The 19769-nt window shown below is 61.1% G+C and carries 9 protein-coding genes and 1 pseudogene; 9 read left to right on the forward strand and 1 reads right to left on the reverse strand.

Features of this window, described 5'->3' with window-relative positions; all coding sequences use genetic code 11:
* Positions 1-41 precede the first annotated feature (41 nt).
* The 3 genes from B5E56_RS08250 to B5E56_RS08260 are packed head-to-tail and all read left to right on the forward strand — an operon-like array spanning position 42 to position 14171.
* Positions 42-425 (forward strand): hypothetical protein, encoded by a 384-nt coding sequence (locus B5E56_RS08250; protein ID WP_087389321.1) that lies wholly within the window; start codon positions 42-44, stop codon positions 423-425.
* A gap of 8 nt (positions 426-433) precedes the next feature.
* Positions 434-7624, forward strand: a complete 7191-nt coding sequence (locus B5E56_RS08255; protein ID WP_087389322.1) for an immunoglobulin-like domain-containing protein — start codon at positions 434-436, stop codon at positions 7622-7624.
* Between the two features lie 22 nt (positions 7625-7646).
* Positions 7647-14171: an S-layer homology domain-containing protein gene (locus tag B5E56_RS08260; protein ID WP_143383146.1), complete on the forward strand. Its 6525-nt coding sequence runs from the start codon at positions 7647-7649 to the stop codon at positions 14169-14171.
* A gap of 411 nt (positions 14172-14582) precedes the next feature.
* Here B5E56_RS08260 and B5E56_RS08265 read toward each other — a convergent pair whose 3' ends face one another.
* A complete protein-coding gene (locus tag B5E56_RS08265) occupies positions 14583-14762 on the reverse strand; it encodes a hypothetical protein (RefSeq protein WP_087346780.1) in 180 nt (59 codons plus the stop codon).
* 499 nt (positions 14763-15261) lie between these two features.
* Here B5E56_RS08265 and B5E56_RS08270 point away from each other — a divergent pair, with 499 nt between their 5' ends.
* The 6 genes and pseudogenes from B5E56_RS08270 to B5E56_RS08295 all read left to right on the forward strand — a co-directional run bounded on the left by B5E56_RS08270 (position 15262) and on the right by B5E56_RS08295 (position 19297).
* Positions 15262-16179, forward strand: a complete 918-nt coding sequence (locus B5E56_RS08270) for a ParB/RepB/Spo0J family partition protein (RefSeq protein ID WP_087389324.1) — start codon at positions 15262-15264, stop codon at positions 16177-16179.
* 68 nt (positions 16180-16247) lie between these two features.
* A complete protein-coding gene (locus B5E56_RS08275; RefSeq protein WP_072853537.1) occupies positions 16248-16856 on the forward strand; it encodes a hypothetical protein in 609 nt (202 codons plus the stop codon).
* Complete coding sequence (locus B5E56_RS08280; RefSeq protein WP_087389325.1) at positions 16853-17122, forward strand: DUF5720 family protein; 270 nt, start codon at positions 16853-16855, stop codon at positions 17120-17122. Before B5E56_RS08275 ends, B5E56_RS08280 begins: the two co-directional genes overlap by 4 nt.
* A gap of 30 nt (positions 17123-17152) precedes the next feature.
* Positions 17153-17659 (forward strand): hypothetical protein, encoded by a 507-nt coding sequence (locus B5E56_RS08285; protein WP_072853534.1) that lies wholly within the window; start codon positions 17153-17155, stop codon positions 17657-17659.
* 92 nt (positions 17660-17751) lie between these two features.
* Positions 17752-18945, forward strand: a pseudogene (locus B5E56_RS08290) (DNA topoisomerase); the annotation flags it as partial.
* The gene (locus B5E56_RS08295; RefSeq protein WP_087389327.1) at positions 18938-19297 is read left to right on the forward strand and encodes a cysteine-rich VLP domain-containing protein; all 360 of its coding nucleotides are present in this window, start codon (positions 18938-18940) and stop codon (positions 19295-19297) included. The pseudogene B5E56_RS08290 and the gene B5E56_RS08295, both read left to right, overlap by 8 nt.
* The last annotated feature ends 472 nt before the right edge of the window (positions 19298-19769 follow it).

Genomic DNA, 19769 nt, shown 5'->3' on the forward strand with positions numbered 1-19769 from the left:
AAAAAGGGCAAAACCACAGGTTTGCCGAAAGGAGGGGGAACATGCGTCGGGTAGCGGTACTGAGCCATTCGCCGGACACCCGAATGCGGCTGTGCAGACAACTGGGAGACCATCTGGCCCGCATGGGATATTTCCCATGCCTGGAGGCTCCGGAGGAGCTGGAGGACTTCTACTACACCATGCGGGCCTCCCCGCCGGACGGGGTGGTGCTGGCCATGGACGGGGTGGCGGGGCTGAACGCCGCCGAACACCTGCGCCGGCTCTGTCCCCGCTGCGCCCTCATCTGGAGCAGCGACCTGGACTTCTCCCTGCAGGCCTATCGGCTGCGGGCGGATTACTTCGTGCAGGGCGAATGGACTGAGGAAACGCTGCGGGAGGGACTCAGCCGCTGGGTAGAGCGGAACAAGCAGCGAAAGAAAGGATGATTTGAGGAATGAAAGGAAGAAAGCGCGGGCTCAGCCTGATCCTGACCCTGAGCCTGATCCTGTCCCTGGTGGGCCCCCTGCCCGCCCGGGCGGCGGACCCGGCCGGCTACGACCCCGACGTGGCGGGCGCCTACCTGCTGCCCGCCCAGGCGGCCAATGACAGCGGCTTTGTCCGCACCGAGGTGCTGACGGCGAACGGCCTCCATGTGGACGGCCATTTTGCCGAACTGACAACTGAGCAGAACGCCGTCAGCGTCAGCGGCGGAGACAAAGCGGTTCTCAGCCCCGCCAGCACCTATATGCACAGCGAGAACCGCAAGTGGTGGACCACCTACCAGTGGGTGGACATGGGGAAGACCCTGAAGGAGCTGCTCTCCACCATGCAGATCACCGCCACCATCAGCGCCTCGCTGACGGCGGACCGGCATATGCACCTCGGCACGCACAAGGACCTGACCGACCGGGCCCAGGCCTATCTGTACGCCGGCTACAACACCTCCCCCATTGTGAAGGTGAGCAACAGCTCCGACGACCCGGACGGGGTGGCCCGCACCTACACCAGCAGCGGCGTGCTCACCTCCGGGGGTACCAATCTCCGCTTCCGCATGGGCGCCACCGACTGCGCCTGCGGCAGCTCCAAGGTGAGCAAGGTCTATATCTACCTCACCGACACGGCAGCGCCCACCCTCACCGGAATCTACGTCAGCGACGGGGCGGGCAATAAGGTTAGCCGCACCGCCTACAAGGGCGGGGAGACCCTCTACCTCACCCTGGAGATGAGCGAGCCCATCCGTTTTGCCGACGGCGTGGCCCACAGTGATCTGGCGCTGAATCTGGACCTTATCAACACCTCCACCGGCCAGAGCGCTGGTCAAACCATCGCCGCCAGTTTCTATGCCCTCACCGGCAGCAAGCTGATCTTCTCCTACACCGTACCCAGCGGGCAGAACATGGACTACACCGTGGTGAGCGTCAGCCCCAGCCAGCAGGACTGGATGGGCGGCAGCTATGCCCTGAAGCTGCTGGACGAGAGCGGCAGCCCCATGGACAAGGGCAGCTTCACCGTCAACAGCCTGGTCACCGACCTGGCGGGCAACCCCCTCAGCTGGACCAGCGGCCGGGAACTGGACAGCCGCCTGTACCTGGACGACGTGGCCCCCGGCTATACCCGGCTTAACGCCCAGGGCAACATGACCCAGGGCTACAAGGTTGGTACCGATGGGAATTGGCCCAGCGACATCACCCCCTCCGCCACCTGGGCCGGCGTGGGGGACTACCTGGCCTTCACCCTCACCCTGAATGAAGAGGTGGGGCTGTGGACGGGGGACAGCTACGCCCAGCTCACCAAGAACAGCGGCGTCACCGCCGTCCTCAACGTGAAGGACGGCGATGGAGACTCCGTTGAGGTGGGCCTCAGCAGCGTATCCTATGCCATGGACAACGTCAACGACGTGCGCAACAGCACCATCCTGACCTTCCAGTCCTTCCGGCCTGGCGACGGGATGACCCTGGAGGGCGACGCTATCAGCATCGTCTCCCTGAAGGCCCCCGACGACAGCGCCCTGGGCGACATGGCGGGCAATCCGCTGGCCACCGCTGTGAGCAAAGACCTGGTGGTGGAGAAGCTGGGGCTGGACGTGACGCCGCCTGAGGTGACCATATTGGATGGGCAAGTCACTGTAAACCCCGTAGAAACCAGCGGCAACGGCCGGTACGTCACCATCCCCTTCACCGTGACGGATGAGACTGGCGGCTCCGGCGTGGACCGCGAGCAGGAGGTCATCCTGGGCATCGACATTGCCACCGCTTTCACGGTGCGCTACTGCATTACCGACAGTGCTGTCGCGCCGGATAAGGATAACAGCGCCTACCGGCTGCTGAGCTATCAGCAGCCCACCTGCCCCCTGCCCGCTTCCAGCAACGATATCTATTATCTGCATATCTACTGCGGCAATCTGAGCTGGGACGCCGACCCCGCCACCGGCGAGCTGGCCATCGGGGCTTCGATCACTGCCCGGGACTACGCCGGGAACCAGGGCACAGCAAACCTGGGCGGCTATTCCGTACAGACCGACACCACCGCCCCCACCATCACCCTGTCCGATACCTGTACGGTGTCGGGGGAGGGCCAGATTTCGGTGCCCTTTACGGTGTCCGACAGGTCCTATCTGCAAAGCGTCACCGTGCAGTGGGGTGATGCTTCGGCAACATCTCCAAGTGATTTTAGCTCCAATACTTCCACCACCTATTCCGGCACGGCGGTTTTGAGCGGGTTCAGCAGCAATTCCGCTACTTTGAAAGTCACCGCCACCGACGTGGTGGGCAATGAGTATGAACTGTCGAAAGAATATACTTACAACCTGACCGCTTCCGCCCGGTATACGCTGAACAGCCCTCCGGGTGTGGTCACCGGCCACCCCGGCCTGACGCTTTACGCCCCGGCCAGGGTGGGCGATGCGTCGTCCGGCGATGAAATGATCACCCTGGCGGTGCTGGAGCTGAAGAATGGAATACCCCTGATCTACGCCATCGACAGTTCCGGCTCCCACTTTGAGATTTTCTCCGATGGAAACCTGAACAGAGTTTCCGCCTCCTGCCAGGGAGCCGCCGTAGATGCGGGTACAGTCACAATTGATAGCTACCGGTCGCCCGCCAGTACCGGTAGCTGGGACCCCGCCTACACCTACGGCGATATCAAGGTGACCCTGGTCACCCTGCCGATGGACACCTGGAATACAATTCGGTCGGCTGCGGAGACCGAGGCTGGGGGAACAAGTGCTTCTTATGATGTGACCATTCCCGCCGAGACTGCGAACCTGGCCGTGGAGCAGTTCACCATCAAGGCGGCCCAGGCGTTTGACGAAAATGCCACCGGGACGAATACCGCGCAGGAAATTTATACCATCGCGTTCCAGACGCCGAAAGACGCCGAGAACAAGGATGTCCCCAATGCCATCGCGTCCAATGTGACCGGCAGTACCGTGTCGGTGCAGACCCTCACCGGCCTGACCGTGCCCATCAAACTGGAGCGGGCGAAATATGGTGGTGGTTACAGCGAGTATTATCTGAAGGACATCGACTATGCCAAGTCCTATGTCTGCCTGCAATACAGTTTCGGCGGCGAGGTGGAGGACAGCCAGTACTATTTCAGCGCCGGCCTGCTGGACGGTGACTTGAACGCTGGCTGGACCCTCAACTATCCCATCACCGTGCCCCTGGCCGGAAATAGGGATACCTATACCCCGGTGCTCCATCTGGTCTATCTGGACGGATCGGAATGGGATGCGGAAGGCGCCGCCCTCTACATGAACGACGCCCCCGCGGTGGGAGACTGCTATCTCATAAAGGTGGAGCAAAGCAACAGCACGAACCAGACCTCCCGGACGGTGGAGCTGGGCAAAGACGCCGCCCAGGTCTCCCTGGGGTTCACCGGCTGGAACAATGTCACACTGTCCCTTCAGGCTTTTGAAGCGTACAAGAACAGCAACACCAGCAACTTGAGCTATATGCCCATCGATATCTGGAACGAGAGCCTGGGCGGGGATGCTTTCCATATTACGGGCAATCCAGACACCTTTGGCAACACACAGGTGACCCTCCAAATGTACAGCGAGGGGGCGTCCTCTCAAACCACGCTCTACCTGGTGGAGGGGGAAAACATCGTCCGGTACCGGGGCCTTCTGCCCAACGGGACCTACGCCGCCACCAAGACCCTGGTCATCACGGTGCGCACCGCCAACCCCACCTTTGAAGTGGCGTTCACCCCCAACGAGGCGGGCGGCCTGCGGATGCAGCTCACAAACCTGAGCGGGGACGCGGAGGAGGCCCTGGCCCTCAACGGCCGCACCCTGCGCGTGTCCGAAGACAGAACCTTCTGGACAAGCAAAACCATCACCCTGGACAGCAACCTGGGCCTGGACCTGACCCAGGCGGAGGTGACGACGGGCGTATGGGTCAGCAACCCCGCGGCGATCCAGCTGATGGACGAGTACGGCAATTTCACCTGGCAATACATCTATCCGAACCGCTACATAGACATCCTGCCGCCCGCGATCAACTGTATCAACTCTTACACAGAGTTGAAAGATGGCGCCTATAAACTGGTTGCGTCTATTACGGATACATATGCCAAGGGGGATTACTCTGACGGCCTGGATTTCAACAGCTTCGCCCTCACTTTCCAGTACAGCGGCGGCGAAACCGTCGAAGTGTCACTGCCTGTCGTATCCGGAGGTACCTGGACCGGCAGCGGCGCCGACCACCACGGGATCTATCAGGTCAAGGAGACCGAAGGGTCCCAAACCGATGCCAGCCTGGAGATTTACGGCCAGTTCCCCTATAAATCCAGCGGCATGGTGCAGATCACCCTGTCCTGCCGGGACAACCAGGGCAACGTGGGGACGGACCAGGATCAGTATAACCACGCGTATTGGAAGGAACTGGACTGCACCTGTAGCGCGACGGAGCCCACCGTCACCGCCAGCGGCGGCGAGGGCCAGGTGACCCTCACCTCCGACCTGCCCATCCGGGTGCTGGACCCGGTGCCCACCGATACCGCCGGCACCTTTGCCGCCGCCCACACCCTGCCCATCTATACCGACAGCGCTGACATTACCTATGAGGATGTGTTCGGCAACCAGTATACGGAAACCATTTCCGCCTCTCCCTTCGGGGACCTCTCCGTCACCCTGTCGGAGACCGCCGCCACCCGTGGGCCGGTGACCCTCACCGCCACCGCCACCGGGGAGGGCAGCACCATCACCGTCCTCACTTCGGAGAAGAACGGCAGCGGCGCCATCTCCGGCTCCACCGCCACCCTGGAGCTGACCGCTAACGACACGGTGACCATCACCCTGTCCGACGGGACCTCCCACCAGGTGCAGGTCACCAACATCGACAACCAGGTGGAGACCATCACCGTGGCCTTCTACGGCCCCGACGGCCAGCTGCTGGACGCCGGCAGCGGCGCGGAAAGCGTCACCGGCCCGGTGACCGCCGCCCTGCAGTGTGCGGAGCTGCTGGTGGGGGAGACCAGCCATGTGTTCCCCATTGGTTCCGCCCAGGGCAGCACCTACACCTTCCAGGTGACCGACCTGCTGGGCAACACCACAACCGTCACCGCCGCCCTGCCCTGGGCCGTGGTGAGTGAAACCGGCGAAACCACGCCTCCGGCAGACACCACGGCGCCGGAGTATACGGTCAGCCTCTATACCCAGCGCAGCGGCGGCTGGACCCAGATCAACAGCTATGACTCCCAGATCGCAACCGGCGCGCTCTCTCCCGCGAGACTGGCCAGTGAACTGCCCAACCAGTCGGGCCAGGCCATCCGGCTGGCCTTCTCCATCCGGGACGACTCCCCGGTGAACCTGATCGTCAAGAGCAGCAGCGAAACAACCCCCGGCTATGACACGGCCAGCGATCCCATTTCCGGCCTGACGGTCACCGGCTCCACCCTCACCTGGGAGGGCACGAGCAGCAGCGGCTCCGTCTATGTCTACCTGGTGGACGCCTCCGGCAACGCCGCCGCTTTGACCCTTACCTTCCCCGCCGTGGATAAGATTGCTCCCACCGCCACCGTGGCATATGTGAGCGGCAATGAGGAGCAGAACCTGGCCCTGCCGCCCGTCCGGGCCTATCTGGTGCCCAGCGAAGCGGATGCCAGCGATTTCACCGTGCTGGACACCAACCTGCTGAAGAAGGACGAAACCGCCGGTGATCACCAGGGCCAGTACTACTATGAGTTCCAGACCAACGGCAGCTACATCTTCCGCTTCTCCGACGAGGCGGGCAACATCGGCACCGTCACGGCCACGGTAAACAGCATCGACACCACGGAACTGGAAGTCTCCGATAATAGCATCCAGTGGCTGACCAAAGGCCAGACGTTCAGCCAGGCGGATTGGACAACTGCCCAGAGCGACCTCCACACCAACGTGGCCGTCACCGCCATCATCAACACCAACATCGCCCTGGACAGCGTGACGCTGCCCCTGGGCACCACCGGCGTCACCGCCGCCGTGGCGGCCAACCAGGCCCGGATCACCTTCTTCGCCAATACCACCGGGGCGCTGACCCTGACGCTGAATGCCCGGAACGGAAAGACAACTGAGGTCACCCTGGATGCCGTCACCTGCATCGACACCGCGGCCCCCACTGTCACAGTCAGCGGGACCGGCGTGACCCCCGGCGGCAGCAACACCTACACCGTAAACGGCAGCGACAAGCGGAGCGTGGAGCTGACCTTCACCACCAATGAGGCCACCGCGGCGGACAGGGACAGCAGCTTCAGCCTGACCCACACCTATACGGCCGCCAGGAACGGGGAGGTCAGCCTGACCTTCACCGACCGGGCGGGCAACGTGACCCAGGTAACCCTGAACATCCAAAATCTGGACGACAAGCTGACCCTGTCCTTCTCCAAAAATGCAGACGGCGCCGGCGCCGTCACCGACCCGACGGACCTGGGGCTGAAGGCCGGACAGACCTTCTATGTAAAGTCCACCCGGGATGCCGATATCACCCTGGGGACCGACACTTCCAAACCAGTGACAAAGGGCGATTGGACAGCCTTCACCCTCCCCAGCACCTCGGGCCTTGTGGTCCTGAAGGGGGTGGATGCGGACAAGAACACCCTGTACGCCTATCTCACCGTGGAGCTGCCCGACACCGTTCCCCCGGTGATCTCCCTGCCCAGCCAGATCGTCTATGCCCAGGCGGGTGCGGAGAACCTGGATCTGCTCCGGGAGGGTGTCACCGTCACCGACAATCGGGACGATGCGCCCACTCTCACGGTGGATGACAGCGGCGTGACCTGGGACACCTCCGGCACCTACACCGTCACCTACACCGCCACGGACGCTTCCGGCAACAGCAGTACCGCCACCCGCACCCTGGTGCTCACCCGGGAGGCGCCCATCACGCTGACCGTCAACGGCCAGACCGTCTACCAGGGCAGCACCCTCACTCTCGACAAGGGAACGACCAGCCTGACCCTCAACGGCGTCAACACCCCGGTGTACCTGGCGCTGAAACCGGGCTACAAGAGCGTCGCCCAGATGAAGCTGAACGCCCAGGTGCTGCTCAACGGCAGCTACACCGTGCCTGTCAAGGCCAATCTCACAACCACCGGCTTCTATACCCTCTACCTCCGCACCCAGGACCGGACGGAGTACGTCTACTACCTCTATGTCAAGGGCTGAGCGGCCGGAAAGGAGCATGAACATGAAAAAGCGAACCCTATCCCGCCTCCTGGCCTGGGTGCTGGCCCTGTGCCTGATCACGGGACTGCTGCCCATCTCCGTCCTGGCGGCGGAGCTGCAGAACGTGGACACCCTGTCCAACGAGAACCTGCAGGTGCTGGTGGATAAACGCAGCGGCGGCTTCTCCATCCGCACCCTGGAGGGGGACGCCATCCGGAAGGACGACAACAACAAGAACCTCCTCTTCCCCCTGGGAGAGGACGACACCTCCTTCGCCTCCCTCCGGGTCACCCGGAACGGCGAGACCAAGGACTATGTGTTCGGCGGCAAGTACGCCGGCTCCTCTGACGTGGCGGTGACCGCCACGTCGGAGGAGATCCGGGCGGTGTGGTCGGTGGACGGCATCACCGTCACCCAGACCATCCGCCTGGCCAATCCCGGCTCCAATGAGCACGGCATGGCCTACCTGAGCTACACCGCCCAGAACAGCGGCGAACCGGCCCGGGTGGAGCTGCGCCTGCTGATGGACACCGCCCTGGGCACCCAGGATTACGGCATCTATGAGGTGGCCCAGTCCGGCGGCGGCTACCAGACGGTGGAGAGCGAGCAGAGCATTTCCGGCTACCAGAACAGCTTCTTCGCCTACGACGACCTCCAGAATCCCAGCGTGTTCGCCTACTTCCTCAACGGCTCCGTGGGCGACACGGCCAGCACGCCGGCGAAGGTGACCTTTGCCCACTGGAACAATCTGGCGGCCACCGTCTTTGACTACGACCCCGACACAAGCCTCTATTTCACCACCCCCTACAACCGGGACTACCTGACTGCCGACAGCGCCTTTGCCCTGTATTATGACCTGGGCACGGTGGCTGAGGGGGGCAGCGCCGCCGCCGCAGGCTACTACGGCGTGTTCTCCAACGCCGACGTGCCGGAGACCGCCGGGGCCACCCTGAACTTCACCAATGTGCCCCAGGCTCTGGAGATGGACGACACCGGGAAAGCCTATGAAAACGGCGGCGACTTTACCGTCACCGCCTCCATGACCAACATCTCCGGCCAGAGCCTGGACAACGTGCGGGTGGTGGTCTATCCCGGGGAGGATATTACCCCCTATAACCAGAGCGGCGTCCTTCAGACGAACGTCAGCTATCTGGACCCCTACTATGTCGACCTGACCAATCTGCAGGCCGATGGGTCCCAGAGCATGGAGTTCAAATTCCACGCTGTGCCTGGCGAGGAGGCCACCTACCGGAAACTGACCTTCCAGGCCTACAAGCTGGAGGGCACCTCCACCGTCCTCCAGGCCCAGAACCTGCTGTGCGCCGAGACGGTGTGGATCCTCTGCCCGGGCACCAACGGCAACGTGCCGGAGATCGGCTTCACCAGTGCCTCTCCGGACCTGATCTACACCACCGGCAACCGCAGCCTATACCTCACCGGCACCAATTTCAGTATGCTGGTGGGCAGCAACTACACGCTGCGTCTTTCCCGCACCGATGGGGCACAGATTAACGGAGAGAGCAGCATTGCAATCGATAGCAGCGCCTTTATTATCAATGCGGAGGACAACACCGCCCAGGTGGTGCTGACCCAGGAGCTGCCCATCGGGGAATACCAGCTGACCATCGACTACACCGACACCGCGACGGCCGACATCACCGCCCCCGCCCTGCGCTTCCAGGTCACCGACGACCCGGAGTACCGCAACGACGGCTACGGCGTGGTGACGGTAGAAGCCGACGGCAATAATACCTACTCTGTCAAAACTTACGAAACGGAAGAAAAATACGAAGACTCCGGCAAGGAGCTGGGCAACGACACCGTCCTGCTGGAGTTCCGGGGCGCCTTCTCCCAGAAAACCGAAGGCAGCGGTACCGTTTACACCGCCGTGTCCCTGGGGAAAGAGGACAACGTCATCACCCTCAACAACTGCCTGGACATCCGGGACGGCCAGGTGACCATCACCGACGAGAACGGGACCATCGAGGTGGACTTTGACGCATCCCTCACCGTCTCCGGGGTGGGCACCTCGGTGTGGAGCGGCCGGTGCTGCCTCACCGCCATCGAGGACGGCTCCGCCTATTCCCTCACCACCTATGACGAAAACGGTGATCGGGACGAGGACGGCAACATCACCCTCCTGTGGCCCAGCGTGGGCCAGGCCGCCCAGAGTCTGCTGGGCCTGCTCTTCGAGTTCAAGTACGGCGAGCTGGGCTATATGGACGGCATAGGCGGCGTCATCGGCTTCGGCGGCGGCCTGGACCTGTCCTTCCTGGTGCCCGCGGCCAAGCAGTCCGCCCCGGAGGCCTCCGCCCTGGACCAGGCCAAGCAGGACCTGATCGAAAGAGGGGCGGACACGCCGGACAACCTGCGTGCCCTGGAGGAGCAGATCCCCCATGACGCCGACACCGTGAACACCAACGCGCCCCCCTTTGAGACCTCCACCGACATGGGAGACGGCGCCGAAGCCGGGGACGGCGACAGCCGCTCGGCCACCATCCAGGTGGACGACATCCTCTTCGGCGGCGGCAGATACCTGGGCGTCAACTTCTCCGTGGCCCTGGGCCTGCCCAGCTACTTTGACGGTATGCCCGGTATCGAGGGCGTGCTCACCGTCAGGACAGTAGGCGACTGGGCGGTGGATGTGTCCGGTGCGGCCTCCTTCGCCACCTTTGCCATGGAGGCGGAGCTGGCCATCCAGAGCAAGGACGGCATCCCCTACCCGGACACCCTCCACTTCTTCGTGGGCGGCTTCGTCCCCGGCATCAACCTGGACGGCTTCGGCGTGCTGTGGCTCCAGGGCGCCGGCGGCGGCATCAACAACCTGTACGACACCATCTTCCTCACCGAGTCCATCCCGCCCCTCCAGCTCGTTCTGGAGGCGCAGTTCTCCGTCCTCCAGATCATCTCCGCCCGGGCCACGCTGGCCCTGAGCCTCCAGGGCATCAGCGCGGAGCTGAGCAACGGCACCCTGGCCAACGCCGTGGCCGTGCTGGACAGCGCCAGCCTGGAGTTTGACTGGTACCCCGAGTTCTTCTTCCTGGCCTCGGTGGATATGAACATCTACGGTGTCCTTCAGGGCGGCGGCTATCTGGTCCTGGAGGAGGGCGGCCCCTATGAGTTCTTCATCCGGGCCTCCCTGAGCCTGCCCGGCACCCTGCCCCTCATCGGCGGCCTGACCCTGGCCGATGTGGGCATGGGCGCCAACGCCGAGAAGATCTGGGGCGCCGCCGAGGCCCTGGGGCTGAAGGTGGGCATCACCTACTACTGGGGCGGCGAGGTCAGCTGGAATGGAGACGACGCCACCCCCAGCTACCCCGATCTGCTGGGCCTGGCCGCGGTGCCTGTGTACACCTCCGCGGAAACCGGCAGGACCCTGTATGCCGCCGTGGGCAGCAATGTCTCCGTAACGGCTCTGCCCCAGGTGGGGGCCAGCCTGAACGTCCCGGCGGCCCGCACCGGTAGCGACTCCCTGAGCAGCAATGTTTCCGGGACGGAGCACCAGCTGACCCTGGTATCCAACCCCTCCGACGCCGCTCTGACCTTCACCTGGTCGAGCGCCAGCGAGGAGAAGGCCATTGAGGAAGGGAAGCAGCTGACCATTAAAAATATTAAAGATGGTAACGATCAAAATTATGAATTGACCTGGCTTGATCCGGAAAAAGACGCCGACGCACCGGAGAACCAGAACGCCAACGCCTATGTGTACTATGACGAAGACAGCGGGCAGGCCCACATGACGGTGACCTTCCCGGCAGACACGGCGGGCACCTATACCATCACCACGGCCCAGCCTGCCGACCTGACCCTGTACCGTCTGGCCCCCCTGCCGGAGCTGACCAATGTCACTGTCAACGAGGGCAACACCACCGTCACTGTCACCGGCACTGACCTGAACAAATTCTCCGAGATCACCCTGCTGGCAGTGGACGAGGAGAATCCTGACAACTCCCGTATGGTAGGCCATGTGACCAGCGACAACGGTGCCTTTGACAGCGACAGCGTCACCGTCCCCATGGATACCGCCGCCCTGCCCTCCGGCAGCTACAACCTGCGGGCCGTCGCCGTGGACAGCGACAGCACCATGTTCTCCACCGTGGAAGCCAACTGGACGTACACCAATTCCAACCAGCCCGCCAAGCCCACGGTGAGCGGCGTGCAGTCCGCCGGGGACTACAAGGTGTCCTTCACCGCCACCTCTGCAGGGGATATTGACGGCTACCGGGTGAACTTCTATGAAGGCAAAAATCTGGTCTCCGGCGTCAGCGGCCTGATGCTGGAAAAATCCAGCACCGGCAATACCTACACCGCCGGCGGCCAGGCCACCGTGCCGGAATACCAGACCGATGAAGATGGGCAGCTTGTCCTGGACAGTGAGGGCAACCTTATCTCCACCGGCAATACCGTCACCGTGGGCCTGGAGGCGGGCAAGACCTACACCATGGGCGTATCTGCCTACAGGACAGTAAATGGCGTTACCCTCTACTCGGAGGAAGCCACCGCTTCCGTCCAAGTTTCCGCCCCCAACCCGCCCGCTTTCTCCTGGAATGCCGACGTCGAAGGCACCACTGTGAGTACCAAGGCCGGGGAGGAGACCTTCTCCACACTTACCTACCGGACCAATGCCCTCACCGTCACCCTGACGGAAACAAAGCGCCAGGCCGTCAGCGGCGTCTGGTCCCTGGACGGCGGCGCGGAGCGGAAGGTTGAAAGCCAGAGCACCATCCAGATGGAGCTGACAGAACTGACCGAGGGCTCCCACACCATCCGGTTCCAGGGCACCAACAGCCAGGGCGATGCCTTCCTGTACACCAAGAGCTTCTCGGTGGACACCACGCCCCCGGCCCTGCTGGTATCTTCCCCCATCAGCGGTTCCTTCTTCGGCAGCGACGGCTCCGTTACCCTCACCGGCTGGACCGACGGCACCCTGAGCCTGTTGGTGGACGGCAAGGCTGAATCCATCACCGTTGCGGACGGTTCCTTCTCCCAGTCTCTGGCCTTGGACGATTCCGCCGCCAGCCACACCCTTACCCTCACCGCCACTGACGCGGCAGGGAATGAGACCGTCCGCACCATCCAGGTGGTCAACCCGGCCCTGGGGCAGATGAAGAGCATCGCCATCTACGCCAACGACCAGGACATCACAGAGGAAACCTTCCAGCCCACCAGCACCACCACCCTGTCGGTACGGGCGGTACTGGAAGGCGGAGAAACCCTGTCCCTGGACGGCAGCCGTCTGGTGGAGTGGGAGGCCGCCCCGGCTACCGGCACCCTCCAGGTGGACGATAACGGCCAGCTGACCCTGACCGCCGGCTCCACCGGCCTGGTGTACGCCCGGCTGCGGAGCGCCGACACCGGCGCCCATTCGGCTTACGCCCTGGTCAGCGGGGAAAATCTTACACCCACCGTCACCTGCACAGTCAATACCGGCGGTACCCTTTCCGTGACCGCCACCCTCAACGGCAGCGACGCCGTGGAGAGCATCGTCAACGACGTCTATACCATCAAGCCGGGCGCCACGGTGACCATTACGCCCACGGCTGACACCGGCTATGAGCTGAGCGCGCTGCAGGTGGACGGCACGACGGTTGCACTCACCAACGGCAGCTACACCATCAGTAATCTGCAGAGCGCCATCCAGGTATCCGCCGTCTTCCAGCCGGTCACCGAGGAGCCTGACGAGCCTGACGATCCCGGCACCTCCGGCAATCCCGGCACCTCCGGCGGCGGCTCCACACCCACCTACGCGGTGACCATCCCAAGTAATACGGCCAACGGCAGCGTGTCCGTCAGCCCCAAAAACGCCGCGCAGGGTACCCTTGTTACCATTACGGTCAGTCCCGATGACGGCTATGTCCTGGACCAGCTGACGGTTACCAACACCGCCGGCGAGGTCGTTCCCCTGAGCCAGAAGGGCGAGAACCAGTATACCTTCACCATGCCCTCCGGCAAGGTTTCCGTTGCCGCCACCTTCGTACAGGCATCTGACGTCACTGGCTTGCCCTTCATCGACGTGAAGGAGAGCGACTGGTTCTACGAGGCGGTACAATTTGCCTTCGAAAGCGGCATGATGAACGGCACCGGCGGCAGCAGCTTCCAGCCCAACGCCATGCTGAGCCGGAGCATGATCGCTACCATTCTGTGGCGGTTGGAGGGATCTCCCGACGGAAATCCCGTCCGGTTTACCGATGTTTCCGACGGCCAGTGGTACACCGAAGGGGTGAACTGGGCCGCGGCCAACGACCTGGTAAACGGCTACGGCAACAGCACTTTCGGGCCAAAGGATGACATTACCCGGGAGCAGATGGCGGCGATCCTGTATCGCTACGCCCAGTTCAAGGGATATGACTGCACCGTTCAGGGCGATCTGTCCCGTTTTGCCGATGGCGGTCAGACCTCCGATTGGGCCAGGGACGCCGTGGTGTGGGCTGTGGACAAGGGCCTGCTCACCGGCAAGGGCGGCGGTCTGCTGGATCCCAAGGGCACCGCTACCCGTGTTGAAGTGGCGACTATCCTCATGCGCTTCGTTGAGAACATCTCCCAGTAATTTGAAACAAGCAAGACATGCGGGACGCTCCTTTTGGAGCGTCCCGCATATCTGTCAGAAACCCGGTTTGTACATCAGATATGAGCCGGGTTTCTGATATTATGGTGCCAAAAGCGCCCTGTAACGGGCGGGATGTGGATATCGCTGGAATCGTCTGCTCCACGTTCAACCCTGACCCGCTGAGACAACGCATCATCTATACAATGAACATGAATAAGACCATGCAGCACCTGTGGGACTTTATCAAGCCGGAATAACCGAAGTGGATTGCTCCGATTTTTGGCTCCAATAAAAGGGGCTGCTCTACCAACGATATGCCCGCTTGGTTTACCAACACCCCCTGCTACATCGCCCAGCACTCACAAATCAGCAACTGTGTGTCTGATAGCGCTTCTTTGATTTCAAGCAACTTTATTTTGCCAACTCCAGGAATGCCTCTCGGTATGTTTCCAAAATCCGGGCGGCGGCCAAATCAATTTTTTCATCATCGGTCAGTTCATGCTTTCTAACTTGAAACTCTTGAGAAAGGGAAGGGCCGCTCTCCAACTGCTGGTCATTGTGCGGTATGGGATGGACTTCTTCCAACATCATGTTTCCCTCGCTTTCCGCCTAAACTGATCTGCTTTTATTTTGACAGATAATTGCTCGAAGCACAAGGGAATTGTTTTCGGTAAAAGCAAATTACCCCTTTGAGATTTCACCACATTCCGAGAGGCGTTATCGGGTGTTATTAAAGCCCCGGAAATCCTTGAAAATACGCCAATTTATCCATGTGAAGGCGTTATAGGCTGTTATCGAACATTACCGCATTTTTATGGCCTCACGGACGCTCGTGAGGGAAAAATTAAGGGCAAAACACAGGGAACGACAAGAGAATGAAGTGGCAAAGAGAACTGTCGTGATGTGTGCCAGGCTCCGCCGGAGCCTCCCCTGTGTGAAGCCGGACAACTGAATATAGCGGCTCTTGTGAGCCGATGGATTGACGGACATTAGTGTTTCTGCTGATGTCCGTTTTTCTATGCCCAAAATCAGATGCGAAGGAGGTTCCGGGCTGGGCCTCCTTTTTGCGTCTCAATGGAGGTGAGAAGCATTGAGCGACAAGCCCGCGTCACCTGCCAGGGGACGAAAGAAAACCGCCCCGCCTACCCAGCAGCCACCCCAGGAAGAAGTGGTGGTCCGCCTGCCGCTGACCGACCTTCACCCATTCCCGGACCATCCTTTTCAGGTGCGGGACGATGAGGAAATGCGGGAGACAATCCAGAGCGTCAAAGAGTATGGCGTGATTGTCCCTGCCATTGTGCGGCCCCGCGAGGAAGGCGGCTATGAGATTGTGGCCGGACACCGGCGCAAATACGCCTGTGAGCAGGCCGGTCTGGACACGATGCCGGTCCTGATCCGTAACCTGGACCGGGACGCCGCCACCATCATCATGGTGGACAGCAACCTTCAGCGGGAGAACATCCTGCCCAGCGAAAGGGCCAAGGCATACAAGATGAAGCTGGAGGCCATCAAGCGGCAGGGCGCACGAAACGATTTGACTTCGCCGAAAATTTCGGCGAAGTTGAGAAGCGATGATGAGATCGGCCAGCAGATGGGTGTCAGCGGCGATACCGTCCGCAACTATATTTCTCTGACGAACCTGGTCCCGGAGCTGATGCAGATGGTGGATGATGGCAAGATTGCACTTTCACCCGCTTATCAGATTGCGGCTCTCAAGCCGGAGGAACAGCAGATACTCGTTACCACGATAGACTATGAGCAGGCCACCCCGTCACTCTCCCAGGCCCAGCGGATGAAGAAATTCAGCCAGACCGGGAAACTCAATGAGGACAGTATGCTGGCAATCATGTCCGAGGAAAAGAAGCCGGAGAAATTCAGCCTGACTTTGGACGGGGACCGCATACGCAAGTATTTTCCAAAATCCTATACGCCCCTGCAAATGGAGAACACCATCATCAAGCTGCTTGAGGCATGGCAGAGGAAACGCCAGCGCAGCCAGGAGCGATAAAACCGAATACACTTAACCCGCCGGACAATCCATTTGCCCGGCCTTTTCATTTTCACAAGGAGGTATCCATGTATATCAACACTTTCAAATACACACCGGCAGATGTAGACTGCAAACTTTGCACCGAGTATGTCAAGAAATTTGGCTGCACCGCCTGCGGCTGCCCCTGGATGGCCGAGCGCATCGAGGCGGGCGTTGTGGGCTATGCAGAGGTGGTCCGGCAGATGTTTCCCCACGATAAGCGCCTGATGGCCCGCCTGGAACCGCTGATCCGGGATTTCCCCGGTATGCTCTGGCAGGATGAGCGCCACCGGCAGCGCATGGAGGGTGTGAAAATCCACCTGGGCCACAGCAAACGCCGGGACACGCCTGCTTTCTTTGCGGTCATGTTCCTGTTCACTTCCGATGAGGACATTTACCGCCGCGCCGGAAACTGCCTGTGCAGGCGGGGCGCGGAGTTCGACTATGCAAGGCTCCATGAGATTTCGCCCCACGATTACACCCTCTATATCGCTGCGCGGGGCATCTACACTAACGCAGGCGGCCTGACAACCCGTGACCTGGCGGATGCCGAAGTTGTAGACGCTGCGGCACTCCGCATGATCGTGAACGCCCTGCTCATCGCCCGGTATGGCTGTGCGGTCCTGGATATTCACGAAAGGGGGCGCAAGGCATGAAACCTCTGCATCTCCCGCTGGAAGGCCACGACCTGCTGGCTGTGGAACGGTTCAAGGACGATACCCGGCACATGGCGGAATTTCTCATCCTGTCCACCCACTGCCCCCTGGGGCGCAGGGGCCAGTATAAGCGGCTGTTTCTGACCGAGGACGAGTATGCCCGGATGCGGTCCCTGGAACGCCAGGGCCAGCTTCAGATCCGCCGCCACGCTGCAATCATCGAGGGGCATATCCTGCCCGACAAACCCAAAAAACGCCGCCATTGATGGCAGGCTCACCCATAGGAGGATTTAAGTATGGACGCTTATGAAGCATTGAAAGAAACCTTTGACGATCTGTTTCAGCAGGCGGTGGAGGAAGGCTGCTACACCGAGGACGAGGCCGCCGAGCTGGTGGAAAGCCTGGACATTTACAGTCTGTTGCAGGTGGTCCGCCACAATGCCACAACGGTGTATTCCTACATCACCCAGGGCAGGCAGGAACGGTCCTTCAACTACCGGGGCGAGGACCTGTTCCGCCAGAAAGCCACCCTGCTGTATGAGGAAACCGACCAGGTGACAATGGAGATCGTGGTGGCCACCCGCACCTTGGAGCTGTGGCTCCTGGAAGATATGTCCCTGGCCGTTGTCTCCTGCGTGAGTGTGAACTATGACCATGACGGTTACATCACGCAGTACCGCACCATCAAGGATACGCCGGTCATGGACAGTGAGCTGTGCCTGGACCTGGGCGAGCTTGTAGAGGACTTAAACGGGCTGTGCGGCCCGGTGTATGAACATACCCAGCCGGTCTATGAACCGTAACCAGTAAGGCGGCTGGCCCCAGGGCCGGGCCGCCCTTTTAGAATGGGAGTGATGAATATGGCAGTTTTTCGCGTAGAGCGCACACGGGACTATATCTCCAGGCATTGTATGAAAAGAAGCTCTGCACCTATCCCCGCACCGACAGCCGGTATCTGACCGCCGATATGGAAGGGACGGTTCCGGCTCTGACGGCTGCGGCGGCGAAGATCTGCGGGGTGGCTGTGCAGGACACCGTTCTGGCCGCCCAGGTCTGCAACAGCGCCAAAGTCACCGACCACCATGCCATCGTCCCCACCGAGGGAGCTGGGCGGACGGATGTGGAGGCCCTGCCTGCCGGGGAACGGGAAATCCTGCGTCTGGTGGCGCGGGGGCTTCTCTGCGCTACCGGCTCCTCTTACCGCTACCAGGAAACGGCTGTCACCCTGTCCTGCGGCGGGAACCAGTTTTCCGTCAAAGGAAAGGCCATCACCGATCCGGGCTGGAAAGCCTATCAGAAAGAAAAGGCAGACCCGTCAAAAGAAAGCGTCCTGCCGGACGGACTGACAGAAGGAATGACGCTCCCTGTCACCGCTGCCACCATCAAGGAGGGCAAGACCACGGCTCCCAAGCACTACACCGAGGACACGTTGCTCTCCGCGATGGAAACGGCTGGCGCAAAGGATATGTCGGAGGATGCGGAGCGCAAGGGCATCGGCACACCGGCCACCCGCGCCGGTATTTTGGAAAAGCTGGTATCTACCGGCTTTGTGGAGCGCAAGAAACAGAAAAAAGCCACCAACCTCATTCCCACGCAGATCGGCGTTTCCCTGATTACCGTCCTGCCGGAGCAGCTCCAATCGCCGCTTTTGACTGCGGAATGGGAACACCAGCTCAAAGAGGTGGAGCGCGGTGAAGTGAAGCCCAGCGAGTTCATGGACGGTATCTGCAATATGCTCCGGGACCTGGTGGGGACCTACAAGGTGATTGACGGTTCCCAGGTGCTTTTCCCCTCTGACCGGGAGACGGTGGGCAAATGCCCCCGCTGCGGCGGGGCTGTCACCGAGCGCAAGCAGGGATTTTTCTGTGAAAACGCTGGCTGCCGGTTTGCCCTTTGGAAAAACAGCAAGTTTTTCACCGCCAAGAAAAAGAACCTCACCAAGTCGGTGGCCGCCTCTCTCCTGAGAGATGGCCGGGTGAAGCTCACCGGCTGCTATTCGGAGAAAACCGGCAAGACCTATGACGCAACGGTGGTGATGGAGGACACCGGCGAAAAGACCAACTTCAAGCTGGTGTTCGGAAATGGATAAGCCCCGCATGACGGAGGGGCAGCTTCGGCGCGCCCGAAAGCTGATCCGCCGCCTGTGTGCCAACTATGACGAGGGAAACTGCCTGGCCCTGGATGAAGGCGAGGGATGCGTCTGCGTGCAGAGCATTTCTTACTCCCTTCTCTGCCGATATTTTAAGGAGGCGGTCCTGCCTGCGGACGCGGAGCTGTGCGCTGCCATCGGCCTGGGAGCTGATGAACTGAAACGCTGCCGCTCCTGCGGCAAGCCCTTCCAGGCCAGAAGCAACCGGGCCTTGTACTGTCCCCGTTGCGCCGCCTTTGAACAAAGAAAGAAAACCCGTGATCGGGTGCGCCGCCACCGGGGGCAGATGTAACGCTTTCGGGGCTGAAAAGCCCAGGTATTTCAAGGCATTTCCGGCCCCGTTTATGCGTTGCCGTATGTTTCCCCCTGAACTCCTCAAAACCGTGTTTGAAACCGTTACATTTCCGCACTGATAAACAACAAAAAACAATGACCTCAAATTGCTGTTTTTTAAGGATGTTAATATGCGTTGCTTGTGGCAACGGGCAATTTCGACTACTCAAAATTAGTGCAAAAGGGCTTTGGGCACCGATGTGAGCACTTGGCCCCTATTGGCACCGATGCGAGCGTTTGGCCTCCGGGGGACCGATGTGAGCATTAGGCCCCCAGGGCACTCACTCTTGCAAAAGGCCCTCATCTTTCCGGGTACTCAAAAGGTGAGCATTTGGTACTTGGGAAAAACATTGCTCACGACATGAAATCTGGTGCTGAAGGTGCTCACTTTTTTGGGGCCCTTTTGCTCACATTTTCGTTTGACAAACACA

This window comes from Flavonifractor sp. An112 (assembly GCF_002161085.1).
In the GTDB taxonomy this organism is placed as follows: domain Bacteria; phylum Bacillota; class Clostridia; order Oscillospirales; family Oscillospiraceae; genus Flavonifractor; species Flavonifractor avicola.